Here is a 24,749-nt window from a genome sequence, read left to right on the forward strand (position 1 = left end):
TGGGGATGCGATCGCCAATCTTCCACCCGTAGGTGTTCGCCGTCTTGCGGCCGACGATGATGCCCTGGCGATCGGCGAGCGCGGCCTTCAGCTGATCGGGCGGAACTTTGAACTCCGGATACAGCTTGAAGTACTGGTCGAGGTCGGTCGCGAACACCGCGAACTGATTCGGCTTGTCCTGATAGCTGCCGCCAAACCACGTGCAGGCCACCGCGTTGGTGACGCCCGGCGTCGCGAGCACGTCCTGGACGTATGAGATCGGCATGAATTGAATGATGCTGATCTTGTTCGTGATCCAGAGTCGGTTCGCGCCGGCGAATTCGACGCCCAGGCCGAAGGCCGTCCGCACCACCATGAGCACGCCGAACAGCGCGAAGCTCACGAAGATCGCGCCGAGCGTCATCAGCGTCCGGATCTTCCGGCGCATCAAGTTGCGCCACACGAGGACGAGGTATCTCATGCCACCACTCCTTCTTCGATGAGCAAGCCCTTCTCGAGGTGGAGCGTGCGGCGGGCGCGCTCGGCGGCGCGCGGGTCGTGCGTGACCATCACGATGGTCTTGCCGTGTTCGCGATTGAGCTGGCGCAGCAGGCCCAGCACCTCTTCCGCCGATTGACGATCCAGGTCGCCGGTAGGCTCGTCGCACACCAGCAAGGCCGGGTCGGAAACAATGGCACGCGCGATCGCCACGCGTTGTTGCTGACCACCGGAAAGCTCGCTCGGCTTGTGCGAAGCACGCTCGGCCAGCCCCACCAGTTGCAACGCGATGGCGGCATTCTTGCGCCGCTGCGCCGCCGACAACTTGGTCAACAGCAACGGCAATTCGACGTTCTTCTGCGCGCTCAACATCGGCATCAAGTTATAGAACTGGAACACGAAGCCGACGTTCGATGCACGCCAACGCGCAAGTGCGCCGGCACCTAACTGGTCGATGCGATGGCCCGCCACGCTGATGCTGCCGCCGGTCGGCGTATCCAGGCCGCCAACCAGATTGAGCAACGTGGTCTTGCCCGAGCCGGACGGCCCCATCAAGGCCAGAAAATCACCCTCGGCGATGTTGAGGTTGATGTGATGCAACACCTCGACCTTCTGCCGGCCGCGTTCGTAGACCTTGGAAAGATCGCGAATCTCGATCAACGTACCCATTGCTACATCCTCCCGAGTGGAACTGTGTTGGTCGCGCATAGGGCGCTCCGTGAGTCCAGTTGCTGGTTATTGGGTTTGTACGCTTACGTTGGCGCCGTCGTGCAGATCGTCGGGCGGTGAGAGCACCACGCTGTCGCCCGCATTCACCGATGCCGGAATCAGACGCACGTCGCCCGACGGTTGCGCGGCAGGTTGCACGGTCTGCCGATGCGCCTTGCCATCCGCCACCACGAACACGCTCTCGCTACCGTCGCGCTGCACGATCGCCTTGGCCGGCACCAGCACGCCTTTCGGTGCCTGCGTGGCGACGGCCGGTTTCGCTTCCAGGAAGGACACGCGCACGCCCATGTCCGGCACGATGCGCGCATCTTTCTGCTCCATCGCCACGCGCACTTTCACCGTGGCCTTGCCGCGATCGGCCGCCGGCACGATGGCGATGACGTGCGCGGGAATACGCCAATCCGGATACGCATCCAGCACGGCTTCGGCCGACATGTTCGGCGTGACGCGGCCGATATAGGCCTCGTTGACGTCCACGTCCACTTCCAGCGAATCCATGTCGACGATGGTGCCGATGCCGGTGCGTGTGAAGCCGCCGCCCGCGGAAAACGGCGACACCACTTCGCCAACCTGTGCATCCTTGGTGGTGATCACGCCGTTGAATGGCGCGCGAATCAGGCAGTAACCGTAGTTGACCTGCGCCTCCACCACTTGCGCATCGCCAGCGGCTGCATTTCTCTGTTGCGACATCAGTTGCGCGCGCGTGCTGCTGGCCAGCGTGCGTGCTTGCTCGGCCGCTTGCTTGGATACCAAACCTTGCTTGGCGAGTGACTCGTCACGGTCCGCATCGCGCAGGTTCTGGGTCAGCTGCGCTTGATACTGGTTGACCAGCGCATGCGCCGCCTTGGCTTGTGCGACGGCCGTATCGAGCGCGGCCTTGTATTGGCTGTCATCGAGCTTGGCCAGGATCTGGCCTTCCTTCACGTGATCGCCTTCCTCGATCAACACAGCGGTCAAGGTGCCGGTGATTTGCGCGGACACCGTGGCCTGCCGGCGCGCCGTCACATAGCCGGTGGCCTGCAGCACAGCACCCGCGGAGGGGTCGCTGCTCGCTGCCACCGCTTGTGCAACGTGCACGGGTATCGGTCGATGAGAGAACCACCACCAGCCACCGCCACCGAGTGCCAGCAGCACGAGCACGGTGCCGCCGATGATCCATGGCCACGGCCCTGGCCCGCCGCCACTTCGATGTTCCTCGCGCTGGTGGCGCTCGATCTTCAATTCCTTCAGCAGATCGGTATTGCTCACGCTTTTGTCCTTGTTGTCCCCGATTCGTACACGATAGTGGCCGTGCCATGCACCTTTCCACGTGCGCTCATCAACCCTTGCCAATGACAGCTGTCATGTCTATGACGTACGGGCGGGCGCCAATTCGACAATGGCGCTGCCCGCAAAAGCTCAAGAGGGTGGCCATTTTTGCTTGCGTGCCGCTGACTTCATACCGCCTGCGGCCGGGACTGCTGACGAAACGCCGATACCTGCCATGGCCATCTTCTTGCCAGATGCATGAAGCTGCTACCCTTTTTGCCATGCGCTACGTCATCGATCCTCCTGCCATTCCCAGCCTCCCGGTCATTGGCCGCGAGGAACGTTTCCCCATCCGCCGCGTGTTCTGCATCGGCCGCAACTATGCGGAGCACGCGCGTGAAATGGGTGCCACAGTCGACACGTCCACGCCGATGTTCTTCTGCAAACCGGCCGACGCCGTGGTGACGGATGGTGCAGACGTGCCCTATCCCTCCGCCACCAGCGATCTGCACCACGAAGTGGAAATGGTGGTGGCCCTGCAGTCCGGCGGCCAGAACCTGGATGCCGCGCAGGCGCTAAAGGCGATCTTTGGCTATGGCGTAGGGCTCGACCTTACGCGCCGCGATCTGCAGGCGATCGCGAAGGCCAAGAGCCATCCATGGGACGTGGCCAAGGCGTTCGATCATTCCGCGCCGGTATCTGCCTTGCGTGTGGCAAGCGACGCCGCGCCGCATGCGCAGACGCGCATCAGTCTTACGGTAAATGGCCAACTGCGCCAGCAAGGGCAACTCGGCGAAATGGTGCATGGCGTGGCAGACATCATCGTGGCGCTGTCGACGCTGTTTGAGCTGAAACCAGGCGATCTGATTTTTACCGGCACGCCCGCCGGCGTCGCGGCATTGCAGCGGGGCGATCGGTTCCGTGCGGAATTGCAGGACATCGCGGTGCTGGAAGGCAGGATCGCTTGAACGATTCTTGCCTCACGCGCAGCACTCTCATGCATTACAGTCCACAACGCCATCCGGCGCACAACCTAGGGAGACGGCAATGAGCATGCTGCAAGAATTCAAAGAATTTGCCATGCGCGGCAACGTGCTCGACATGGCGGTAGGTGTGGTCATCGGTGCAGCGTTCGGCAAGATCGTTACCTCGCTGGTGAACGACGTGATCATGCCGCCGCTGGGCTGGGTGACTGGCGGCATCGATTTTTCCGCGATGAAAGTAGTGATCCGGCCCGCGGACAACAGCAATCCTGCGCACAAGATTCCGGAAATCGCCATTGCCTATGGCAGCTTCATCAACGCCATCCTGGCCTTCGTGATCGTGGCATTTGCGATCTTTCTGCTGATCAAGATCGTCAACAAGTTCTATACCAAGGCCGCTGCAGCGACACCGCCGGAAGTAGTGCTGTTGACGGAAATCCGCGATCTATTGAAAAACAAGCAATAGCCAATTGCCGCGTAGGCTGGGATGAAATCCCAGCATCAACGGCTGCCAGAGCTGGGATTTCATCTCAGCCTACGCGTGTTGTCTGCTCTTCTCGCCAATACATGACTTCCGGCCTAAGCGCGCGCTGATACGAGCCCCATAATGCGGGGCTCGTCACCAGGAGCCGCCCATGCAACGCCCCTCCCTCACCGTGCTCGCCGCCAGCCTGATGCTGGCCACCGGACTTGTTTGCGCCAAGGATGCGCCCACCACGATTCCCGCTGCCGCCGTGCAGACGGCCGAGCAATTGCGCGATAAAGCCATGCACGACAACACCGCCTACAAAGTGGTGGAAGGCTTGACCACGGAAGTCGGCGCACGACTGGCTGGTGGCGATAACGATCAACGTGCACGTGATTGGATGGTGGCGAAGTTCAAGGCACTGGGCTTCGACAAGGTCTACACCGAGCCGGTGACCTTTCCGCTGTGGGTGCGCCGTAGCGAGCACGGCGCCATCGTGGCGCCCTTTCCGCAACCGTTGACACTCATGGCACTCGGTTATTCGCCCGCGACGCCCAAGGGCGGGCTTACCGCGGAAGTGGTGCAGTTCCCCACGCTGGATGCCTTGAAGGCAGCTGATCCGGCCAGTGTGAAAGGCAAGATCGTCTACATCGGCGAACGCATGCAGCGGCATAAGGATGGATTGGATTACGGCCGCATCGGCTCACCGATCCGCGTGCAAGGTCCGGTAATCGCGCAGACAAAAGGCGCTGCCGGCTTTTTGTTGCGCTCTGCCGGCACCGATGCCGACAGCCGCACGCCGCATACGGGCGTAACCGGTTTTACCGATCCTACCAAGGCGATTCCTGCGGCCGCGCTATCCAATCCGGATGCCGATCAGCTTGAGCGCGTACTGGCGTATGGCAAGCCGGTCACGGTGAAGCTGGACCTCGATTGCGGCATCGAAGGCCAGTACACCGGCGCGAACGTGATCGGCGAGATCACCGGCAGCAAGTATCCCGACCAGGTCGTCGCCATCGGCGGCCATCTGGATTCGTGGGACCCGGGTACCGGCGCGATCGATGACGGCGCGGGTGTCGCCATCGCCGTCGGCGCGGCCAAGCTGATCCACGATCTGCCGCAACGTCCCGATCGCACCATTCGCGTGATTGCCTTCGCCAACGAGGAAATGGGCTTGTGGGGCGGCCGCGCGTATGCCGACAAGCATGCGTCGGAAGTGGGCAAGTTCCAGCTCGGCACCGAATCGGATTTCGGAGCCGGCCCGGTATGGCGGATGAGCGCCAGCGTGAAACCGGAAGCCCGCGGCGCGATCGCGCAGATCGCCAAGGTGTTGGCGCCGATCGGCGTGAACTATGACGTCAAGAAGCCCGGCGGCGGTGGCTCGGATCTCTCGCAGATGCATGGCAAGGGCATGGCGGCGTTGACCCTTACCCAGGACGGCACCTACTACTTCGATTGGCACCATACGGCCAACGACACGCTGGACAAGATCGATCCCAAGCAACTGGCACAGAACGTGGCGGTGTATGCCGTGTTCTCATACATGGCGGCGCAGGCGAATGGCGACTTCGGCTCGGCGTCGGGCGCGTTTGCGCATGATGGGGCGGAGGATTGAGCTGCCGGAGACGGCCTCAATTCACGTAGGCTGGGATGACAATCCCAGCTTTTATCGGCAGCGTGGTGCTGGGATTTCATCCCAGCCTGCCGTGCTCGCTGGCAAACCCAAACGTCAGCTTTCTTCATCGAGGGACGATGCCAGCTCGGCATCTCCCTCACGCTCGGCCGGTGCTTCAGCCGCGTCGAGTGCCTGCAGGTTTTCCTTCAAACGCGTCAGCACATCCATCGCCTGCGTCATTTCCTCGTAGCTGACGCCTTTGGTGCATTCGCGCCGCAGTTCGCGGGCGATGTGCTCCATGTCATCGATCACGCCGCTGGCCTGCGCGGTGGTATACAGACGCCAGGCGCGGCGATCCTTGGGATCCGGCCGCCGTTCCACGAAACCCGCCGCTTGCAGGCGGTCGATCACGCGGCCCACGGCGATCGGCTCCATTTCGAGGAAGTCGGCCAGCTCGGTCTGCCGCAGGCCCTCGCGGTGATGCAGCATCTTGGTGGCACGCCACTGGGCGCGCGTCAAACCGAATTTCACCGCACGGCGGTCAAAATGCTTGCGGAACAGCAAGGTGATGTCGTTCAGCAAGTAACCGAAGGAAATATCTTCCGTCTTTGGCATGATGCAGACGCCTAGCAAAGCAACACGTGCCCAAGCATAAGCCCAAACATGGCCCTCAGCGTTGTCACCTCCGATCTGACCCGGCTCGCTCTGGACGCCATCGTGAACGCGGCCAACCCTGCCTTGCTGGGCGGCGGGGGTGTGGATGGCGCCATTCACCGCGCAGCCGGCCCTGCCTTGCTTGAAGCTTGCAGAGCGTTGCCGCAAGTGGCGCCCGGCGTGCGTTGTCCGATCGGCGAGGCGCATATCACGCCGGCCTTCCTGCTGCCGGCGCGCTATGTGATCCACACGGTGGGACCGGTGTGGAAGGGCGGCCATCACGGCGAAGCTGAATTACTGGCGCAGTGCTATCGCTCGTCCATCGCCTTGGCGGCCCGATATGCGGTGCGCACGATTGCCTTTCCTGCGATCAGCTGCGGTGTCTATGGCTATCCGCCAGAGAAAGCGGCGCGCGTGGCAATTGCCAGCCTGCGCGAGGTGCTGCCGGACCATCCCGCCATGGAGGTGCAGCTTTGCTGCTTTGATGAGCGCATGGCGGCCATCTGGCAGGAAGCGCTGTAACGTCCGCGCGGGGATTCAATCAAGCTTGAACGGATAGAGCGGCGGCAACGGCGATTCGGTGCCGGCCTGGTTGTCCTGTTGCCAGGCAAATCCCTTGGCAAATGTCGCGGCGAGATCCATGCGCGTTTCCGCTGACACGCCGGCATATTGCTCACGCTGCAACGTTACTATCGCGGCACGCTGCTCATCCGACGCCAGCGCATCGGCGACCTGTCCCAGGTTGCGCAACCCTGGCCGCTCGGCGCGCGCCCAGGCAAGCAGGCGGCGTCCCTGGATAGCGCGATCATCACCGCGCGCGGACTCCAAAAAGGCCTGACGTAGCGTGCGTGTCGAATCGGTAGGCTCGATACGTGGCTTCGTCACCGATGCCTGCGCACGTTTGCGTTTGCTGTAGAGCCACGCGAACACCGCCGTACTCAACAACCACAACGCGATGCTGCCGAGTGCGATCCAGCGCCAAGGCGTAGGTGATGACGCAGCCGGTGCAACCTGTGCAATCGCCGGCGTGGCAGCGCTGCTTGCTACAGCGGGGGAAGTCGCCACGGCAGATGGCGATGTTGTCGCAGCGGGCGCGGGCGCGCCATTGGCCGCCAGCACGGTCAAGGTGTGCGATGGAATGCTGGCGATTTTCTTCTGCCCGCTCTGCACGTCAAACCAGGTAAGCGTGATTTCCGGAATGGTCAACGTGCCTGCGCGTTGCGGAATGATCGCGAAGCCGCGCTCGCTATGGCCGGTAAGCCATTCGCCGTCGTCGTGCGTGCTGGTCTTCGGTTGATCGGGGTAGACCGTCGCGCCATCGATGGTTGGCAGACTCAATGCTGGCAGCGCATCGCCTGACACACCTTGTGCGTCCACGCTCAGGCGCAGGTTGAGTGGCTGGCCTGCGGTGAGTTTGTTATCGCCCGGCAGACCTTGCAGGCTGAGCGTGAGCGAGCGCGCAGGCAGCCAGGTGGTCTGGCCCCAACTCGCAGGGGGCGCTTGCACGTCGATCTTTACTTCCGGCGAATCGGCCGTGACCGGCGTGGTGTTGCCGAACAAACCACCCGGATTGAAAAAGCCGCCTGGATCGTTGGGGTTGCCGCGATCCAGCATCTCGCCCTGGAATTCGATGGACGGCACGACCAGCGAGCCGGCATGGTGCGGCGTCAAGGCATAGCGGCGTTCGACGACGTGATAGCGGTGGCCGTCGCGCACGGCTTCGTAATTGATGTCATTGCCCAGCTGCTTCAACTCGGCGCCGTTGACGTCCGGATTAGGCAGGCTGCCGCCGTCGAGATCGCCCGCATAAAACAGGCGCACGGTATACAGAATCTGCTGGCCCAGGTAGACGTGATCGGCGCTTGCTTGCGCTTCCACGAAAACATCCTGGCCGGTGTGTGTACTCGCCGAGGTATCCGGCGCCTCCACGTGCAAGGTGAGCGGGTTGGTTTGGCTGCCTCCGACCGTCAGCGATGGAATCTGCAAATCGCCTTGATGCTTGGGGCGCAATGCAACGCCAATGATCAGCTCCGCGCTTTGCTTGCCGTTGATGACGCTGAGTGAACTGCTGGTGGACGTGCCAAGCACTTCGAAATCGTGATCGAGCGCGCTGAGATCTGGCGTGCTTGCCGTCATGGCATCGCTGATGCGCAAATTGAGGGTGACGGTTTCACCCAGGTGCACGTCGTTGCGATCCAGCGTGGCTTGCACGGTGGATGCCATCGCGGTCCACGGCAGCAACAAACAAAACCACAGCAGCCAACGGTGTTTCATGGCTGATCTCCTTCCACCGGTTGCGCGCCCATGCGCTCGCGGTATTCCAGTTCAAATTTTCGTCGCAGCAAGGCGCCGGGATCATCGGGCACGCGTTGCAAGTCGCGCCGCACATCGTTGGGTAGTTTCGATAGCGGATCGTCACTTTCGACAGCGCCGAGTTCATGCGCGGGCGTGGTGCCGCTTTTCTTTTGTGCGCTAGCCAAGGCTTGATTCATTTGCGCTTGCAAGCGTTGCTGCGCTTTGTCGGCTTGCGCCCGTTCGCTGCTGGACGCAGGCGCGGGAGCTGGCTTGGGGGCGTCTTGCGCTGGGGAGCTGCTCGTGTCCTGTTGCGCATCATGTTGTTGCTGGCCATCGTTGGGTGACGATTGGTTTTGGCCGTTGCTTCCCTGCTGTGCGTCCGCCTGTTGGTGCTGGCCGTTCTGGCCTTGATCCTTCTGTTGCTGTTCGCCACCTTGCTGACCAGACTGTCCGCTCTGCTGCCTCTGGCCTTGCTGCGATTGACCGGACGATTGCCCGTTCTGGCCTTGCTGGTTGTTCTGGCCGCCCTGCCCGCCCGAGTGCTGTTGTTGCGGCGAGGTTGACGATGCTTGCTGCTGCTTGCGCATCGCCTCTTCCACCAGCTTGCGGTTGGCCTGTGCATCTTGATTGTGCGGATCGAGCTGCAGTGCGCGATCGTAAGCCTTGATGGCATCCTGATAGTGACCCAGCTTGGCCAGCGCGTTGCCCAGGTTATATGGCGCATCGGCGCCTTTCGCCTGCTGCAGTGCCTGTGCGGCGGCGGCGTAGTCGCCGGCGCGATAGGCGGCCGCACCGCGCCAGGCCGGATCCTGCGCAAGCTGCTGCGCTTTGGCGGCATTGCCCTGACGCAAGGCGCTTGCGGCTTGTTGATCCGGTCGCTGCCACCAGTCACGCCAGCCGGATGCGTTGGCAGTCGTCGGCAACATCGGTAACAGGATCAACGGCAGCATCAAGACCCAGCCGCGACGGAAAGCCATGGCGGCAACCAGCAGCAGCGGCAACAGCAACCAGGGACCGCGGTCCTGCCACACGTCAGCTTCCTGCCCTTCCGCCACCGATGCGTGTTGTGGTGGACTCAGTGCCGCATGCAAGGCAGCGACATCCTGCGCGTTATCGCTCATGGACACATAGCGACCGCCGCCTGCTTCGGCAAGCGCGTGCAGGTTGGCATCGTTGCGGCGAGCGATGGCGATATTGCCCTGGTCATCGTGCACGAAGCCGCCCTCGGCACTCGAGACCGGCGCACCTTGCGTTGTGCCGACGCCCAATACAGAAACATGCACGCCAGATGACAACGCAGCACGTGCCGCGGCTTGTGCGGCCGCATCGGCATCATCCGTCACCAGTACGATCGAGCCACTGGCAAGCTTGGCGTTGTGAATCAGCTTCACGCCCTGCTGGATGGCTTGTGCAGCATCGTTGCCATCGACCGGCATCACGTCGGGCGACATTGCTTCCAACAGTGATTCCAGGCTGTGCGCATCGCTGGTCAGCGGCGCCACCACGAAGGCCTGGCCGGCATAACCGATGAGTGCGTTCAAGCCATCCTGGTTTGCCATCAATAGATCACGCACCTTGTAACGCGCGCGTTCAAGCCGGCTTGGTTGCACGTCACGCGCGAGCATGTGCTGCGACAGCGAAAGCGCCACCACCTGCGCGGCGCGATCGTTGAACAGCGGTGCGGTTACCTTGCTCCAGGTTGGTCCCGCCAGCGCCAGTACACCCAAGGTCCACCCCAGCGCGAGCAGGCCCGAAGGGGCACGCGCATGACGCATCTCGCCACCGATCAGGTGCGGCAGCAATGCCGGATCAGCCAGCCTGCTGAGCGCGCGCTGCGAGGCATTGCCGCGCGCGCCGAACCAGATCAGCAACGGCAATGCCAGCAATCCCAACAACCATAGTGGTTGCAGGAAATGGAATGGATGCAGGGCTGCGCTCATGCACCCGCTCCTTTCCAGCGCGGCCACAACAGACCCAGCAACAGGCAAATGCCAGCCAGCGCGAGGGGCACGCGAAACAGCTCATGATGCAAGCGGAATTCGCGGCCTTTTTGCGGCATGGGTTCCAGCGCATCGATGGCACGGTAGGCGTCGGCAAGCTGGTTGCCGTCCGTGGCGCGATAGAACTGGCCACCGGTTTCATGCGCGATGTAAGTGAGCATATCGGCATCAAGGTCAGCCGACGGATTGACCACGCTGTTGCCGAACAAGCCTGGCACCACCATGCGCGTGGCGCCGATACCGATGGTGTAGATGCGCACACCTGCCGCCTTGGCGGCACGCGCTGCGTCCTGCGGTGAGATGCTGCCGGAATTGTTGACGCCATCCGTCAGCAGAATCAGCACACGCGCTTGTTCCGGCAATGCCGCGAGGCGCTTCACCGCCACGGCGATCGCATCGCCGATCGCCGTTTCCGTTCCCGGTAAGCCAACCGTGGCGCTCTGCAATTGCGCGCGTACGGCATTTAAATCATACGTAAGCGGTGTGACCAGAAACGCGTGCGTGCCAAACAGCACCAAGCCAAGCTCGTCGCCACTGCGGCGGGAAATGAAATCGCCCGCAATGGCTTCCACCGCACCGAAACGGCTCAACTGCTGGCCACCCAGCACCATATCCGGTGTTTCCATGCTGCCGGAAAGGTCGACGGCAAGCATCATCGCGCGGCCACTGTGCGTTTGCGCTTGCGGCGGCCCAATGATCTGCGGCCTTGCCGCCGCGGTGAGCAGAGCAAGCCAACCCAACACCAGCAACCAGGACGCCGCGCTGCGCGTTGCCAGATGACCGCTTACGCTCCACGACAGCGATGCATGCGGCAAGCGCAGCGCCTGACCTGGCGATGCGGGTTTCACCGCGCGCCAGATCAGCCATGGCAGCGGCAACAAGACGAAGACCCAGGGCCACGCAAATTCAGGCATGGCTGCGCTCCTGCGGCTTCATACGCCGCCACGCCGCATGCAGCCAACGATGGGCCGCTTCTTCCACAGCGGATCGATTGAACTCGGCATGTGGCTGATACATCCGCGCTTCGAGCGTCATCAACGTATCGAGGGTTGCATCGTCAACCGGCACCTGTGCCAAGGCATGCCGCCATGGCTCGCCTTGCAGATGACGTGCTTCGGCGCTGTAACGCCATACGGCCCGGCGCAGAAGTTGATGCAAGGCGGTGGCGTAAGCGATGTCGTCATGTGCGTGGCGATCTGCCAATTGCCGGATCTCGAGCAGGACGCGTGCGCGCCAGATGCGTGCGCGACGTGCGCGGCGGTAAAGCAGATATCCAGTAATCAGCAACACTATTGCGACGGCCAGCACGATCCACCAACCCGGCGCAGGTGGCCACCACGAGGGATTGGGTGGCAGGTGGATATCGCGCAGAGGCAGCGGATCTTGTGGCAGCCGTGCGCTCATCGCCGTCCCCCGCCATTGCGCAGCAACGTGCTGACCGCATCCAGCGGATCGGCAGCCGTATCGATGATGCGACGGGGAATGCCGAGTGAAGCCGTCATCGCGGCGAGTCTTGCTTGTCCTTCGCCTAGGCTCTGCTGAAAGGCTTCGCGCTGATGTTCGGTTTGCAGAATCAACCGCCGACGTTCGCCATGGTGTTCCACGGGATAGCTGCCCGCCGGAGCCGACTGCAGTTCCAGTGCGTCGGCGACGATCAGCGTACGCACGGCGGTATGTCGCATCATCTCCAGCAGGCGATCGCGCGCGGCTTGATCGCTGCTTTGACCATCGCTGATCAGCAGTACCCGATTGGCGCCATGCTGAAGCTTGATCACATGCTGCAATGCCTGCGACAGCGGCTGACCTTGTCCTGACGTGACGGCATCGCATTGTGCCAACGCGCCGCATACATCCAGGGCACCACGCACACCGCCACGCGGACGTTGCAGATGGCTGCTTTCACCAAACACCATCAAGCCCACGCGCTCACCGGCCTTGGCCGCATGCCATGCAGCCAGCGCTGCGGCACGTGCAGCCTGCACCGATTTGAAGCGCACACGCGTGCCGAAACGCATGCTGGGATGTTGATCAAGCAGAATCAGCAGCTGACCTTCGCGTTCTTCCTGGAACAATTTGGTGTGCAGGCGGCCACTGCGCGCGGTCAATCGCCAATCCATGCGGCGCACATCGTCGCCTGGCTGATACGCGCGCGATTCGGCGTAATCCATGCCGCGGCCGTAGAGGCGACTGGTTTGCGTGCCCACGCGCGTGGCTCGGCTATCCTGCGGCGGCATGCGCAAACGCGTGACGCGACCGCGCAAGGCGATCAGCTCCGCCAATGAAACGCGGACGCGCCCATCGCCATCCGTCTGATTCGATACGACTGCATTCACGGCAAGGGAACGAGATCCAGCAACCGGTTGATGACCTTATCGCTGCGGATGCCTTCGGCTTCCGCTTCGTAACTGAGCAAGACGCGATGGCGCAGCACTTCATGCGCGATGGCATGCACGTCTTCCGGCAACGCGAAGTCGCGTCCACTCAGCCAGGCATGGGCGCGGGCGCAGCGATCCAACGCGATGGTGGCACGTGGGCTGGCGCCCCAGGCGATCCAGCGTTTGAGTTCCGGGCCGTATTGGCCTGCATCGCGCGTGGCGAGTACCAGCTGCGCGAGGTATTGCTCCAGTGCTGGCGCGACATGAACATCCAATACCGCTTTGCGCGCAGCAAACACATCGTCTTGCGAGACCATCGCTGTGGCCGGAACGGCTTCGCGCACTGGCCGGCTCGCCTGTTCTCTGGCTAGCCGGAGAATAGCCAACTCGGCGGCAGCATCCGGATAGCCGATGGTCACGTGCATGACGAAGCGATCGAGCTGGGCTTCGGGCAGCGCAAACGTACCCTCCTGCTCGATCGGGTTCTGCGTGGCCATCACCATGAACAACTCTGGCAGATGCCAAGTGTTGCGTCCCACGGTGATCTGCCGCTCGGCCATCGACTCCAGCAAGGCCGACTGCACTTTTGCCGGCGCACGATTGATTTCGTCGGCCAGCACGATGTTGTGGAACAGCGGGCCGCGTTCGAATTCGAAAGTACCCGACTGCGGCCGGAACACGTCCGTGCCGGTGAGGTCGGCGGGGAGCAAGTCCGGCGTGAACTGCACGCGATGGAAATCGGCCGCGATGCGATTGGCCAACGCCTTTACCGCCGTGGTCTTGGCCAGACCTGGCGCACCTTCGACCAGCAGATGGCCGTCGGCCAGCAAGGCGATCAACAAGCAATCGATAAGCCGCGGCTGGCCGATGATCTGTAGCCGCAGGTCATCGCGAAGGCGGGAAAACGCTTGTTGCAGATGCCCGGGCGTGGGGATTGGGGGCATGTCCATCCGAGAATCCTGTACTGCTTGGTGGGGCTTAAGACCACAGCGTGGTAGGAAAGTTTGGTCGCTTGTCCGTCGTAAAGCAAAAGGGGCGGCACAGCGGCCGCCCCTTCGATTTGTCTTGCAAGTCCGCGCTTATTGCAGGCTGTCGCTGAGGATGCGCGGGGTGACGAAGATCAGCAGTTCGTCCTTGTCATTCACACGCTGCGTACTGCGGAACAGGAAGCCGACCCCGGGGATATCACCCAACCACGGCACCTTGTTGATGTTGTCGGTCTTGCTGATTTCGTAGATGCCACCCAGGACCACCGTCTGGCCGTTATCCACCAACACCGAGGTGTTGAGCGAACGGGTATCGATCACCGGCACCTGACCGCTGCCTGGCACGGTGATGTAGTTGTGCAGTGAATCCTTGTTCACGTTGATCGCCAGGAACACGCGGTTGTCGGCCGTGATGGTCGGCGTGACCTTGAGCTCCAGCACCGCATCCTTGAACGCCACCGTCGCCGTTCCACTGGCGCCACCACCACCTGTGCTGTTCTGGTAGGTGACGTAGCCGATTTCCTGACCCTGGCGGATATCCGCTTCCTGCTGGTTGGCGGTGATCACGCGCGGGCTGGATACCAGCTGGCTGCGACCTTCCGCTTGCGATGCGGACAGCTCCAGATCCAGGGCGTAATTCTTGCCGAGGATGGCAGCGGCAATGGTCGACGCCGTGCCCGTGGACGGCGTGGCCGGCAAATTAACTTGCTGGTAGTTCTGCAGACCGTTGTACGTGGTGGTCGTGGTACCGCTCGTTGTCGCCGGCAGAAGACCGCTACCAAGCGACAGTGTCTGGCCGCTCGGATTGACCTGCCTACCGTTTATGCCCCACTGAACACCCAGGTCGCGCTCGAAATCATCGGTTGCGATCACAATGCGCGACTCGATCAATACCTGCTGCACCGGGCGATCCAGCTCCGAAACGATGGCGCGTATCTCAGCAGTCTTTTCCGACGTATCGTTGAGCAGCAGAGTGTTCGTACGCTGATCGAAGGTGACGCTGCCGCGCGGCGAGAGGAATCCGCGGTGTTCGTTAGCTGCGCCACTGCCACCACCACCGCCGCCCGTGCTCTGCTGAGCACCCGTCGTCAGCAACTTGGCAATATCCTGCGCCTTGCCATAGCTGATCGGAATGTACGTGGTAACCAGCGGCGCCGTATCCTGCGCCTTGAAGCGCGCATCCGCCACGCTCTGCTCGTAATCAGCCAGCTCCTTCTGCGGCGCAATCCAGATCACGTTGCCATCGCGGCGCTTGTCCAGGTCCTTGGAGCGAAGGATCACGTCCAGCGCCTGATCCCACGGCACGTTCACCAGACGCAACGTGACGCTGCCGCCCACGGTGTCGGAAGCCACCAGGTTCAGGCCCGACACATCCGCCAGCAATTGCAGCGCGGAGCGCACCGGAATGTCCTGGAAGTTGAAGGTGACGCGGCTGCCCGTGTAAACCGGTTGTGCTTCGGAAGCAGGATTGGTGTTCTTCGAATCTTGCTTCTTCGGTGTCACCTCCACCACGTACTGATTGCCAGTCTGATAGGAGGACACATCCGCGTCGCCGCTGTACGCAATGTCGATGCGCGCGCCATTCGGCGTGGACTTGGGCGAAATCGACTGCACCGGTGTCGCAAAATCCAGCACGTTCAAGCGCTGCGACTGGCTGGCCGGGAGCTGCGCATTGGTCACGTCCACGGCAATATTGCCGTTTTCGCGATGCATGTTCGCGTTGGCACCGGCGCCGGCAAAGTTGATCAGCACGCGGCCGGAACCGTTCGGACCACGCTGGAAGTCGATGTTGCTGACCGCCGGACCGTTAAGTGCCGATGGCAATGCCTTCGAGGGATCGATGGTCGCTGCGGTCGTCACCGGCTGCGATTGCGTGCCGTTGTTGACTACCAGCACGAGGCTGTTGCCTTCCACGCTCGACTTGTAGGTGGAGGCCTGCATCAGTTCGACCACGACGCGGGTGCGACCTCCGGCAGCTACGGCCGAGACACCGGTCGTGGTGCCGACGCCGATGTCCTGGTGGCGGGCCGCGTCGTTGGTGGTGTCCGGAAAGTCGATCGCGATGCGCGGCGGCGTTTCGGTCGTGAAGATGTTCGGTTGCGGCACCTGGTTGCTGTCGAAGCTCATGCGCAGCTCGACGCGGCCACCCGGCAGTGTTTTGTAGGAGATGTTCTGCAGCGTGCTGGCTGCAGCGGCACTGGCCCAGACGGCAGAGCCCAGCGCCACGATGGTGATCAGGCAACGGTGGCCCAAGTGCATGGCGCGACTCCGGACTGGTTGATTGAGATTAGTCATTGCATCAGCCCCTGTATTCCTATTTCGCCTCAAGCGCGATGCTGGCTGGACGTTCCATCCAGCCGCCATTGCCGTTGGAAACCAATTCGACCAGGTCGACGTGGTCACCGGTGATGGCGGTGACGCGGCCGTAGTTCTGGCCCAAGTATTCGTTGATATGCACGCGATGGATCACTCCGCCGGGATCTTTGACGAGTGCTTCCATGGTGGAGCCAGCACCGATCGTGCCAACCATCCTCAAGCTGTCCAGCGAGTAAGCCTCCAGCGGCTGGCGCGGCCGGCCTTCATCCGGACGCGGGCCGTTGTTCTGACTCAACTCGTCCTGGCTGGGACTGAACGGGTCGCGTTTGTCCTGATCGCTATAGGTGAAGGTTTCGAAGGTTTTGATCACCGGCAACGCAGGAATCGGGGCACCGCGCTTGGCCTTCTCCTGCGCGACCCAGTCGCGCAAGTCGGACATGCCGCGCGTGCAACCGGCCAGCATCAGCGCGGTGGCGATCATCAGCGACAGCTTCACGAGGCGAACAGGCTTCATGGCAGTCATGACTCTCATTTCTGCCCCCCGGCCTTCTTCGGCTTGCCCTCGTTCGTTTCGGAGTCTTCGAGGTAACGATAGGTCTTCACCGTGCCCTGCAAGACCAACAGCTGGTTGGCCGCCGGCTCCGAGCCCTTGGCAGGCGGATTGAGTGGTGTCAGCGATACGTCGTGCATGGTGAGGATCACCACGCGCGGCAGCGATGCCACGCCGCTGATGAAGGCGCCGAACTGGTGGTATGTGCCAATCATCTTCAGCTGGATCGGCTTTTCCGCGTAGAAGTCTTTGGGAATTTCCGTGCCTGGCTGGAACAGTTCCTGCTGCAGGCCGGCCGACAATGCCGTTTGCGACACGTCCACCAGCAGCTCAGGCATTTCCGTCTTGCTGGGCAGCTGACGCAGCAACTGGCGCAGCATGTCCTTCATTTCGTCCAACTGCTGCTGCAGGGCTTCGAGATTGACCGACTTGGCCTGCTTCTCGGAGAACTCTTTCTTCAGCTGTTCTTCCTTGTTGGCCAGCGTCTGCAGCTGGTCCTGCTGGTCGCTGATAACCACATACCAGCCAACCAGCATGATCACCAGGAACAGCAGCACCGTGAAAAACGTCTTGACCGACTTTGGCCAGCCGCCAATGTTGTTGCGATCGAGACTGCGCAGATCGTCGAGGAGTTTCATTATTTGGCCCCTCCCTTGGCTGGCGCAGTGGCCGGTTTACCCGGTGCGGGCGCCATTGCAGGGGGTGTCGTAACAGCGGGCTTGGCAGCAGCGGGTGTCGCTGCGGCGGCCGCGCTTGTGCTCGACGAAGCGGGAGCGGAACCGGTCGCGCCCTGCGCGTTGCTATCGTCCTTGGGCTTGGACAGCGCCACGGTCAGGCCGAAGCTGTACGGCATCCGCGAGGCATCGTGGCTGTTCTCGGTCTTACTGAGGTCGGCCTGGCCCATCCACGGCGACGCTTCGATGCTGCGCATGTACTCGGCCACGCTGGCGTTGGATTGCGCCACGCCGCCCAGCACCATCTGGTCGCCGCTCTGCTTGATCGAGGTCAGGCGTGCGCTGCTCGGAATGGTTTTCACCAATTCATCGAACAAGTGCACCATCTGCGAACGGTTGGCCTGCAGCTGTTCAATGATCTGCTTGCGTGCCAGCAACTGCGCACGCACTTTTTCCAGATCCTTGATCTTCTCCAGACGCGCATCGACCTGCTTGATCTGGTCCTGCATGTAGGCATTGCGATCGTTCTGGTTGTCGATGCGCATATCCATCCAGAACCACCACAGGAACATCACGCCGACGGCGATCAGGGCAGCCGCGCCCAGCTGCATGAAGAATTCGCGCTGCCGCAGTTTGCGGCGCTCGGCACGCCACGGAAGTAGGTTGATATGTGCCATCAGTCGAAACTCCTCATGGCGAGTCCGACCGCGATCATCAATGCGGGCGCGTCCTGGGTCAGCGACTGTGCCTGCACTCGATTGGAGAGCGACATGCGCGCCAGCGGGTTGGCCACCACGCAGGGCAGGCCAAGCTGCTCTTCGAGCATCGCGCTGATGCCTTCGATCGATGCGCAACCGCCGGCCAGCACCACTTGGTCAACCTTGCTGAACTCGCTGCCTGCGTAGAAAAACTGCAACAGGCGGCTGATCTGCTGTACCAGTGATTCCTTGAACGGTTGCAGCGCCTCGGTCTCGTAGGACTCCGGCAAACCACCCTTGCGCTTGGCACGACCGGCTTCCTCATAGGAAAGGCCGTAGCGGCGCATGATTTCATCGGTGAGCTGCTTGCCGCCGAATACTTGTTCGCGCGAGTAGATCGTGCGCTGGTTCTTCAGCACTGACAGCGTGGTCATGGTGGCGCCAATGTCGACCACGGCCACCAGTGCGTCACGGCCGACATTCAACTGGTCGGCGATCAGCGTGAAGGCGTTCTCCATCGCGAAGGCTTCGACGTCGACCACCTGCGCGCTAAGGCCACCGAGGTCGAGCGCCGCCACGCGCATGTCCACGTTCTCCGTGCGCGAGGCCGCCAGGAGAATGTTGTTCATTTCGGGGTTGTCGCGTACCGGCCCGAGCACCTCGAAATCGAGGCTCACTTCCTCGATCGGGTATGGGATGTACTGGTTGGCCTCGACCTGGATCTGGCCTTCCAGATCTTCTTCCGACAGCTCTGCCGGCATCGGCACGATGCGCGTGATCACCGCAGAACCGGCCACGGCCGCCGCAGCGTGCTTGACCTTGGCGCCGGAGCGCGACAGCGCGCGACGTACGGCCTCGCCCACTGCCTCGACTTCGACAATGTTCTTTTCGACCACCGCATTCGGGGGCAGCGGCTCGATCGCGTAGTGTTCCACGCGATAGCGACCTCCTGCCTGGCTAAGCTGCAGCAGCTTGACGGCGGTCGAGCTAATGTCGACGCCGACCAGCGGCGGCTTCTTGGGTGTAAAGAGCCCCACGACGATTCCCCCTTGACCCCTGGCGCTTCCGCCAGATACTGGCAGGATTGCCGGGTCATTAAATCCAAAAATTAACGCAATAGCAACGGCCTACGCGATCTTCTTCGAGACTTTTGGCGTGATGCCCTGCACATTTGGGGCAATCCGCCGGCGCCGAGATTAAGGTTTTGCTAACCCGCTGCTGATGGTCCCCATACTGCTACATCTATACTTTGGTCTGTTTTGACATAGGTCTCGGTACTGGGATGCTCTGGTTCGTTCTGCGTAGGTGGCATGATGTCCAGAAGGCCCGCAGGGTGTGGCGCGTGGTGCAGGGAAGGCTGGTTGCCTTTTCAAGCCGCGCGGCGCAGCCTGCGGGCCTTCTGGACATCACCCTTCGGGCCGTCCCTGTCTGTTCGCAGGCCTTCGGCCCATCGTCTCGACAGACAGCCAGTCTGCCTTCGCCGATAGTCCTGTGGCCTGCGAACAGACAGGGCCGGTGACACCTACGCAGAACGAACTAGAGCATCCCGAACCACATGACCCGATTTTTTAAAGCCCTGCTGCGCTGGCTGCTGATCCTGGGCTTCAGCGGACTACTAATGATCGCTGCGGCCATTGGAGTGGCCTACTGGCTGGTCTCCCCCCGCATTCCGTCCGTGGATGTGCTCAAGGACTACCACATGCAAGTTCCGCTCCGAGTGGTGACGGCGGACGGCAAGCTGATCGCCACCTTCGGTGAAACGCGCCGCATACCGGTCTCCGTCGAGCAAGTGCCTGACATGCTCAAGCACGCGGTGCTGTCAGCGGAGGATGCTGATTTCTATACACATCCGGGCGTGGACTGGCGTGGCGTGATGCGCGCCGGCCTGCACGTGGTCGCCTCCGGCGGCAACAAGACCCAGGGTGGCTCGACCATAACCCAGCAGGTGGCGCGCAACTTCTTCCTGAGTCCGGAAAAGCTCTATTCCCGCAAGCTGATCGAGATGTTCATCGCCTTGCGCATGGAGAGCACGCTCACCAAGGACCAGATCCTGGAGCTGTACCTCAACAAGATGTTCCTGGGACACCGCTCGTACGGCATCGCGGCAGCGGCGGAGTACTACTACGGCAAACGGCTGGACCAGCTCACCGTGGCGCAGTGCGCAGCCATTGCCTCCACGTTCCAGCTGCCCTCGGCAGTCAATCCGCTCACCAATACCCAGCGCCTGATCGCCCGCCGCAACTGGGTGCTGGGCCAGATGCTGGAGCACCGCTACATCAACCAGGCGCAATACGAGCAGGCCATCCATGCGCCGGACGAAGCCGCCCCGCATGAACAACCGATCCAGGTGGATGCCCCCTACCTGGCCGAGATGGCACGGTTACAAGCGCTGGACCGGCTGGGCAATGACGCACTGACCGAGGGTTACGTCGTGAAGACCACCCTGGTCAGTACTCGACAACAAGCGGCAGTGGCTGCCGTGCGCGATGGCCTGGCCATCTACGATCACCGCCACGGCTGGCGCGGACCGGAAGCCCATGAGGAACTGCCGCCGAATGCCAGCGACAGTGACTACAGCAATCTGCTTTCCAGCTTCATGGACGCGGCGGGGCTCACGCCCGGCCTGGTCATCACCTCCTCCGCTACCGAGGCCGCGGTTTTCCTGCCGAGCAAGGAGGTGATCAAGCTGGACCTGAAAGCCCTGGACTGGGCCCGCCCCTATGTCAATGAAAACCGGACGGGCGCTACTCCCACCCGCGTCGACACCGTGTTGAAACCCGGCGACATCATCCGCGTCATTCGTGATGACAAGGGCGCCTGGCAGCTGACGCAGATTCCGAAGGCGCAGGCTGCCTTGGTATCGCTCGACCCGGAAAATGGCGCGATCCAGTCGCTGGTTGGGGGCTTCAACTTCCAGCGCAGCAAGTTCAACCGCGCCGTGATGGCCGCTCGGCAACCGGGCTCGAGCTTCAAGCCCTTCATCTATTCGGCGGCGTTCGAGCGCGGCTATACGCCGGCGTCGATCATCAACGATTCACCGATCGCCCTGCCCGACCCATCACAACCGAACGGTCTGTGGACGCCGAGCAACGATGACAACAAATTTGCCGGACCGATGCGCCTGCGCGAGGCATTGATCGAATCGAAGAACCTCGTCTCGGTGCGACTGCTCGACTCGATCGGGGTGCGCTACACGCGCGATTACGTCACACGCTTCGGCTTCCCGCTCGATGCGCTGCCGAACAATCTGTCGATGGCACTGGGTACGGCCTCGGTGTCACCGTTGAGCATGGCGCGCGGCTTTGCCGTGTTCGCCAACGGCGGCTATCTGGTGACGCCGTACTTCATCAGCGAAATCGACGACCGTGATGGCAAGCCGGTCTATGTCGCCAATCCGGCACGCGCCTGCGCGGACTGCTCGGAGCGCCTGTTGCAGAACAGCCCTCCCGCACCGCCCCCGGCAAACATGCTGACCAACGGCGTATCGGCAAGCTCGTCCAACACGCCTGCGCCCGCCACCAGCGTGGCCATGGCCGGCGAAACGGCGCTGCCGGCCGACGTGCACAACAATGGCGCAGCACCGCCGGTACTGGCGCCGCACGTAATCGACATCCGCAACGATTATCTGGTCACGTCATTGATGAAGGACGTGATCCGGTCACCGATGGGCACGGGCTACGCCGCCAAAGCACTCAACCGCAATGACCTGGCCGGCAAGACCGGTTCCACCAATGACCATCGCGACGCCTGGTTCGTCGGCTTCAATGGCGATCTGTCGACAGCCGTGTGGGTCGGCTTCGATGATTTCAGTTCATTAGGCAAGGGTGAATTCGGTGCGAAAGCGGCCTTGCCGATCTGGATCGACTACATGGGCGACGTGCTCAAGGGCATCCCGGAAAAGAGCCTGCCCATGCCGCCTGGCATCACCACCATGCTGATCAATCGCGAAAACGGCCTGCCGACAGCCCAAGGCGATCCCAACGCCATGCAGGAAATTTTCAAGGTGGAAGACATCGACCGCTTGCACAACCTGGCAACGCAGCAGCAGCAACAAAACCAGGATCAACAGCAGACTAACGACATCTTCTGATTTTTTGCTGTAGGCTTGCTCCGCCCGCATATTCACGAGGGTTGCTGCATGGCACGAGGCGAGCACCATCGCATCCACGCGCAAGACCGTGTGCAGCGCAATCGGCTACGCGTCGCCCAGGAGGCGGCGCGCCTGATGAGCGAACACGGCATCCGCGACTTCCACCGCGCCAAGCGCAAGGCCGCCGAACGGCTCGGCGTGCTGGACGAGCAGGCGCTTCCCCGCAACCACGAAATCGAAGAGGCGCTGCGCGAGCATCAACGCCTGTTCCAATCAGAAAGCCAACCCAGATTACTCAGAGAGCGGCGCGAAGCCGCCATCGAAGCGATGCGGTTCCTGGAGCGCTTCGAACCACGCCTGGTTGACGCGGTACTGGAAGGCACCGCCGATGCGCATTCGGCTGTATGCCTGCACGTTTTCAGTGATGATCCCGAGGCGGTAGGCATCTACCTGCACGAGCATGGCGTGCCATTTGAAACGCAGACGCGCCGCTTGCGTATCACGCGTGACGAGCAGATCGAATTCCCAGTACTGCTGTTCGCCGCCGACAATCTTCCGTTCGACCTTACCGTGCTTCCACATAACGCCCTGCGCCAGGCACCACTCGACCGCATGGATGAAAAGCCGATGCGGCGCGCCACATTGGCATCGGTGGAGATCATGCTGGCCGAAGAGCAGGAGCAGCAAGATGATTTCGAACGCAAACTAGCCGCTGCACTCAAATAACCTCCTCAAACAAAACGCCCGGCCTGAGCCGGGCGTTTTCTTATCGAGTTTTGGACCTTTGATCAGCGCTTGTCCATCGCGGCGTAGTCGCGCTTGCCTGCCCCGACATACAACTGGCGCGGACGACCGATACGCGAACCTGGCGTTTCGTGCTGCTCGATCCAATGCGCAATCCAGCCAGCGGTACGCGCGATGGCGAACATCACGGTGAACATCTCGGTCGGAATGCCGAGCGCCTTGTAGATGATGCCGGAATAGAAGTCCACGTTCGGATACAGCTTGCGCTCGACGAAGTAATCGTCCTTCAGCGCCGCCTCTTCCAATTTCATCGCTACATCGAGCAGCGGATCGTTCACACCCATCTCGGCCAGCACCTTGTGGCACATCTCGCGGATGATCTTCGCGCGCGGATCGAAGTTCTTGTACACGCGATGGCCGAAGCCCATCAGGCGGAAGTTGTCGTTCTTGTCCTTGGCACGCTTGACTGCGTTTTCCACCTTATCCGGCGAACCGATCTCCTCGAGCATCTTCAGCACGGCCTCATTGGCGCCGCCATGTGCAGGGCCCCACAGCGCGGTGATACCGGCAGCGACTGAGGCATACGGGTTTGCACCGGTGGAACCGACCAGGCGCACGGTGGAGGTGGAAGCGTTCTGCTCATGGTCTGCGTGCAGGATGAACAGCAGATCCAGCGCTTTCGCGCACACCGGACTGAGCTCCAGCGGCTCGCTCGGCACTTCGAACATCATGTGCAGGAAGCGGTTGACGTATTCGAGATTGTTGCGCGGATAGCGGAACGGCCAGCCGATCGAATAGCGATAGCAGGCTGCAGCGATCGTCGGCATCTTCGCGATCAGGCGAATCGCAGCCAGCTGGCGATCTTCCGCGTTATCGACATCCAGATCTTCATGATAGAAGGCCGAAAGCGAAGCCACCGAAGCGGCCAGCATGGCCATCGGATGCGCGTCGTGATGGAAGCCCTGGAAAAAATTCTTGTGCGACTCATGCATCATCGTGTGATGCGTAATGTCGTTTTCGAACGAGGCGAACTGGGTCTTGTTCGGCAGCTCACCGTGCAACAGCAGGTAGGCCACTTCGAGGAAGCTCGACTTTTCCGCCAACTGCTCGATCGGATAACCGCGATACATCAGCACGCCCTGGTCACCGTCGATATAGGTGATGGCGCTCTTGGTGCTGGCCGTGCTGCCGTAACCCGGATCGTAGGTGAAGTGCCCGGTGTCCTTGTACAACGGAGCAATGTCGATGCAGGCGGGGCCAAGCGTGCCGGTGAGCAGAGGGAGCTCGCTGCTATGGCCGTTGGACTCATCAACGAGCTTGACGGATTTGGAATCGGACACGGAAACCTCCTACACATGGGTCGCCACCGGGGCGACCGCGTAACGGCAACCAGCCGGCAAGGGAAAGGCGCATCGACGTGGGGAAAGCGTCAATGCATCCCATCTATTATCGCACATCGGATTACAAACAATCCGATGACGCATGGTCCGATTGACACGCACGAAAAAACACAAGGCAGGCGCGAGGCCTGCCTTGTGCGAAATCATTTAGCCAGCCCCGCAGGGCTGTTCGCAAAGAATTACTTCTGTGCGTAACGGCGACGGAACTTGTCGACGCGACCACCGGCGTCAACAACTTTCTGCTTGCCGGTGTAGAACGGGTGCGAGTGGCTGGAGATATCCACCTTGACCAGCGGGTACTCGTTGCCGTCTTCCCACTTGATGGTTTCCTTGGCGGCAATCGTGGAGCGCGTCAGAAACGCGAACTCGGACGAAAGATCCTGGAACACCACCTGACGGTAATTCGGATGGATATCGGGCTTCATGACGGACTCAAAGCGTGCGTGAAA

22 protein-coding genes and 1 pseudogene are annotated in these 24,749 nt (G+C 61.8%); 6 read left to right on the top strand and 17 right to left on the bottom strand.

Annotated features, from left to right (window positions below; genetic code table 11):
* The 3 genes and pseudogenes from VJR68_RS01955 to VJR68_RS01965 all read right to left on the bottom strand — a co-directional run.
* Positions 1-460, bottom strand: a pseudogene (locus VJR68_RS01955) (ABC transporter permease); the annotation flags it as partial.
* Positions 457-1,146: an ABC transporter ATP-binding protein gene (locus VJR68_RS01960; protein WP_324145969.1), complete on the bottom strand. Its 690-nt coding sequence runs from the start codon at positions 1,144-1,146 to the stop codon at positions 457-459. The gene VJR68_RS01960 and the pseudogene VJR68_RS01955, both read right to left, overlap by 4 nt.
* Positions 1,147-1,212: 66 nt before the next feature.
* The gene (locus VJR68_RS01965; protein WP_324145864.1) at positions 1,213-2,454 is read right to left on the bottom strand and encodes an efflux RND transporter periplasmic adaptor subunit; all 1,242 of its coding nucleotides are present in this window, start codon (positions 2,452-2,454) and stop codon (positions 1,213-1,215) included.
* 281 nt (positions 2,455-2,735) lie between these two features.
* Between VJR68_RS01965 and VJR68_RS01970 the strand changes: the two genes are divergently transcribed.
* From VJR68_RS01970 to VJR68_RS01980, 3 genes are all read left to right on the top strand, one after another.
* The gene (locus VJR68_RS01970; RefSeq protein ID WP_324145865.1) at positions 2,736-3,422 is read left to right on the top strand and encodes a fumarylacetoacetate hydrolase family protein; all 687 of its coding nucleotides are present in this window, start codon (positions 2,736-2,738) and stop codon (positions 3,420-3,422) included.
* Between the two features lie 79 nt (positions 3,423-3,501).
* A complete protein-coding gene (gene mscL, locus VJR68_RS01975) occupies positions 3,502-3,903 on the top strand; it encodes a large-conductance mechanosensitive channel protein MscL (protein ID WP_324145866.1) in 402 nt (133 codons plus the stop codon).
* Between the two features lie 169 nt (positions 3,904-4,072).
* Entirely contained in the window at positions 4,073-5,518 is a 1,446-nt protein-coding gene (locus VJR68_RS01980) for a M20/M25/M40 family metallo-hydrolase (RefSeq protein ID WP_324145867.1), read from the top strand.
* A gap of 114 nt (positions 5,519-5,632) precedes the next feature.
* On the opposite strand, the gene VJR68_RS01985 is transcribed toward VJR68_RS01980, so the two are convergent.
* Positions 5,633-6,133, bottom strand: a complete 501-nt coding sequence (locus VJR68_RS01985; protein WP_324145868.1) for a MarR family transcriptional regulator — start codon at positions 6,131-6,133, stop codon at positions 5,633-5,635.
* A 48-nt stretch (positions 6,134-6,181) separates the two neighbouring features.
* Here VJR68_RS01985 and VJR68_RS01990 point away from each other — a divergent pair, with 48 nt between their 5' ends.
* Complete coding sequence (locus tag VJR68_RS01990; protein ID WP_324145869.1) at positions 6,182-6,694, top strand: O-acetyl-ADP-ribose deacetylase; 513 nt, start codon at positions 6,182-6,184, stop codon at positions 6,692-6,694.
* 15 nt (positions 6,695-6,709) lie between these two features.
* Here VJR68_RS01990 and VJR68_RS01995 read toward each other — a convergent pair whose 3' ends face one another.
* The 11 genes from VJR68_RS01995 to VJR68_RS02045 form a co-directional block, all read right to left on the bottom strand.
* Positions 6,710-8,446: a BatD family protein gene (locus VJR68_RS01995; protein ID WP_324145870.1), complete on the bottom strand. Its 1,737-nt coding sequence runs from the start codon at positions 8,444-8,446 to the stop codon at positions 6,710-6,712.
* A complete protein-coding gene (locus tag VJR68_RS02000) occupies positions 8,443-10,407 on the bottom strand; it encodes a VWA domain-containing protein (protein WP_324145871.1) in 1,965 nt (654 codons plus the stop codon). Before VJR68_RS02000 ends, VJR68_RS01995 begins: the two co-directional genes overlap by 4 nt.
* The gene (locus tag VJR68_RS02005; protein WP_324145872.1) at positions 10,404-11,381 is read right to left on the bottom strand and encodes a VWA domain-containing protein; all 978 of its coding nucleotides are present in this window, start codon (positions 11,379-11,381) and stop codon (positions 10,404-10,406) included. The genes VJR68_RS02000 and VJR68_RS02005 overlap by 4 nt, the downstream gene beginning before the upstream one ends.
* On the bottom strand, positions 11,374-11,871 hold the full coding sequence (locus VJR68_RS02010; protein WP_324145873.1) for a DUF4381 domain-containing protein: 498 nt from the start codon (positions 11,869-11,871) through the stop codon (positions 11,374-11,376). The genes VJR68_RS02005 and VJR68_RS02010 overlap by 8 nt, the downstream gene beginning before the upstream one ends.
* On the bottom strand, positions 11,868-12,800 hold the full coding sequence (locus VJR68_RS02015) for a DUF58 domain-containing protein (RefSeq protein ID WP_324145874.1): 933 nt from the start codon (positions 12,798-12,800) through the stop codon (positions 11,868-11,870). The genes VJR68_RS02010 and VJR68_RS02015 overlap by 4 nt, the downstream gene beginning before the upstream one ends.
* On the bottom strand, positions 12,797-13,792 hold the full coding sequence (locus VJR68_RS02020; protein ID WP_324145875.1) for a MoxR family ATPase: 996 nt from the start codon (positions 13,790-13,792) through the stop codon (positions 12,797-12,799). The genes VJR68_RS02015 and VJR68_RS02020 overlap by 4 nt, the downstream gene beginning before the upstream one ends.
* Positions 13,793-13,921: 129 nt before the next feature.
* The gene (gene pilQ, locus VJR68_RS02025) at positions 13,922-16,087 is read right to left on the bottom strand and encodes a type IV pilus secretin PilQ (RefSeq protein WP_324145876.1); all 2,166 of its coding nucleotides are present in this window, start codon (positions 16,085-16,087) and stop codon (positions 13,922-13,924) included.
* A gap of 55 nt (positions 16,088-16,142) precedes the next feature.
* The gene (locus tag VJR68_RS02030; protein WP_324145877.1) at positions 16,143-16,676 is read right to left on the bottom strand and encodes a pilus assembly protein PilP; all 534 of its coding nucleotides are present in this window, start codon (positions 16,674-16,676) and stop codon (positions 16,143-16,145) included.
* Entirely contained in the window at positions 16,673-17,332 is a 660-nt protein-coding gene (locus VJR68_RS02035; protein WP_324145878.1) for a type 4a pilus biogenesis protein PilO, read from the bottom strand. The genes VJR68_RS02030 and VJR68_RS02035 overlap by 4 nt, the downstream gene beginning before the upstream one ends.
* The gene (locus tag VJR68_RS02040; protein ID WP_324145879.1) at positions 17,332-18,045 is read right to left on the bottom strand and encodes a PilN domain-containing protein; all 714 of its coding nucleotides are present in this window, start codon (positions 18,043-18,045) and stop codon (positions 17,332-17,334) included. Before VJR68_RS02040 ends, VJR68_RS02035 begins: the two co-directional genes overlap by 1 nt.
* A complete protein-coding gene (locus VJR68_RS02045) occupies positions 18,045-19,103 on the bottom strand; it encodes a pilus assembly protein PilM (protein ID WP_324145880.1) in 1,059 nt (352 codons plus the stop codon). Before VJR68_RS02045 ends, VJR68_RS02040 begins: the two co-directional genes overlap by 1 nt.
* A gap of 518 nt (positions 19,104-19,621) precedes the next feature.
* On the opposite strand from VJR68_RS02045, the gene VJR68_RS02050 reads away from it, so the two are divergent.
* A complete protein-coding gene (locus tag VJR68_RS02050) occupies positions 19,622-22,156 on the top strand; it encodes a penicillin-binding protein 1A (RefSeq protein WP_324145881.1) in 2,535 nt (844 codons plus the stop codon).
* A 48-nt stretch (positions 22,157-22,204) separates the two neighbouring features.
* Entirely contained in the window at positions 22,205-22,882 is a 678-nt protein-coding gene (locus VJR68_RS02055) for a hypothetical protein (protein WP_324145882.1), read from the top strand.
* A gap of 62 nt (positions 22,883-22,944) precedes the next feature.
* Here the strand turns inward: VJR68_RS02055 and VJR68_RS02060 are convergent, their stop codons facing one another.
* On the bottom strand, positions 22,945-24,240 hold the full coding sequence (locus VJR68_RS02060) for a citrate synthase (protein WP_324145883.1): 1,296 nt from the start codon (positions 24,238-24,240) through the stop codon (positions 22,945-22,947).
* Between the two features lie 239 nt (positions 24,241-24,479).
* Positions 24,480-24,725, bottom strand: a complete 246-nt coding sequence (locus VJR68_RS02065; protein WP_324145884.1) for a type B 50S ribosomal protein L31 — start codon at positions 24,723-24,725, stop codon at positions 24,480-24,482.
* Positions 24,726-24,749: the final 24 nt, after the last annotated feature.

The sequence above is a fragment of the Dyella sp. genome (assembly GCF_035277725.1).
In the GTDB taxonomy this organism is placed as follows: Bacteria; Pseudomonadota; Gammaproteobacteria; order Xanthomonadales; family Rhodanobacteraceae; genus Dyella_B.

Excerpts from the sequence above, each read along its gene's own strand:
- VJR68_RS01980 (WP_324145867.1), top strand. The coding sequence starts at position 4,073 with ATGCAACGCCCCTCCCTCACCGTGCTCGCCGCCAGCCTGATGCTGGCC.
- VJR68_RS02035 (WP_324145878.1), bottom strand. The coding sequence starts at position 17,332 with ATGAAACTCCTCGACGATCTGCGCAGTCTCGATCGCAACAACATTGGC.
- VJR68_RS01960 (WP_324145969.1), bottom strand. The coding sequence starts at position 1,146 with ATGGGTACGTTGATCGAGATTCGCGATCTTTCCAAGGTCTACGAACGC.
- mscL (WP_324145866.1), top strand. The coding sequence starts at position 3,502 with ATGAGCATGCTGCAAGAATTCAAAGAATTTGCCATGCGCGGCAACGTG.
- pilQ (WP_324145876.1), bottom strand. The coding sequence starts at position 16,087 with ATGCACTTGGGCCACCGTTGCCTGATCACCATCGTGGCGCTGGGCTCT.
- VJR68_RS01995 (WP_324145870.1), bottom strand. The coding sequence starts at position 8,446 with ATGAAACACCGTTGGCTGCTGTGGTTTTGTTTGTTGCTGCCGTGGACC.
- VJR68_RS02005 (WP_324145872.1), bottom strand. The coding sequence starts at position 11,381 with ATGCCTGAATTTGCGTGGCCCTGGGTCTTCGTCTTGTTGCCGCTGCCA.
- VJR68_RS02055 (WP_324145882.1), top strand. The coding sequence starts at position 22,205 with ATGGCACGAGGCGAGCACCATCGCATCCACGCGCAAGACCGTGTGCAG.
- VJR68_RS02010 (WP_324145873.1), bottom strand. The coding sequence starts at position 11,871 with ATGAGCGCACGGCTGCCACAAGATCCGCTGCCTCTGCGCGATATCCAC.
- VJR68_RS01970 (WP_324145865.1), top strand. The coding sequence starts at position 2,736 with ATGCGCTACGTCATCGATCCTCCTGCCATTCCCAGCCTCCCGGTCATT.
- VJR68_RS01985 (WP_324145868.1), bottom strand. The coding sequence starts at position 6,133 with ATGCCAAAGACGGAAGATATTTCCTTCGGTTACTTGCTGAACGACATC.
- VJR68_RS01990 (WP_324145869.1), top strand. The coding sequence starts at position 6,182 with ATGGCCCTCAGCGTTGTCACCTCCGATCTGACCCGGCTCGCTCTGGAC.
- VJR68_RS02020 (WP_324145875.1), bottom strand. The coding sequence starts at position 13,792 with ATGGACATGCCCCCAATCCCCACGCCCGGGCATCTGCAACAAGCGTTT.
- VJR68_RS02000 (WP_324145871.1), bottom strand. The coding sequence starts at position 10,407 with ATGAGCGCAGCCCTGCATCCATTCCATTTCCTGCAACCACTATGGTTG.
- VJR68_RS02040 (WP_324145879.1), bottom strand. The coding sequence starts at position 18,045 with ATGGCACATATCAACCTACTTCCGTGGCGTGCCGAGCGCCGCAAACTG.
- VJR68_RS02030 (WP_324145877.1), bottom strand. The coding sequence starts at position 16,676 with ATGAGAGTCATGACTGCCATGAAGCCTGTTCGCCTCGTGAAGCTGTCG.
- VJR68_RS02050 (WP_324145881.1), top strand. The coding sequence starts at position 19,622 with ATGACCCGATTTTTTAAAGCCCTGCTGCGCTGGCTGCTGATCCTGGGC.
- VJR68_RS02065 (WP_324145884.1), bottom strand. The coding sequence starts at position 24,725 with ATGAAGCCCGATATCCATCCGAATTACCGTCAGGTGGTGTTCCAGGAT.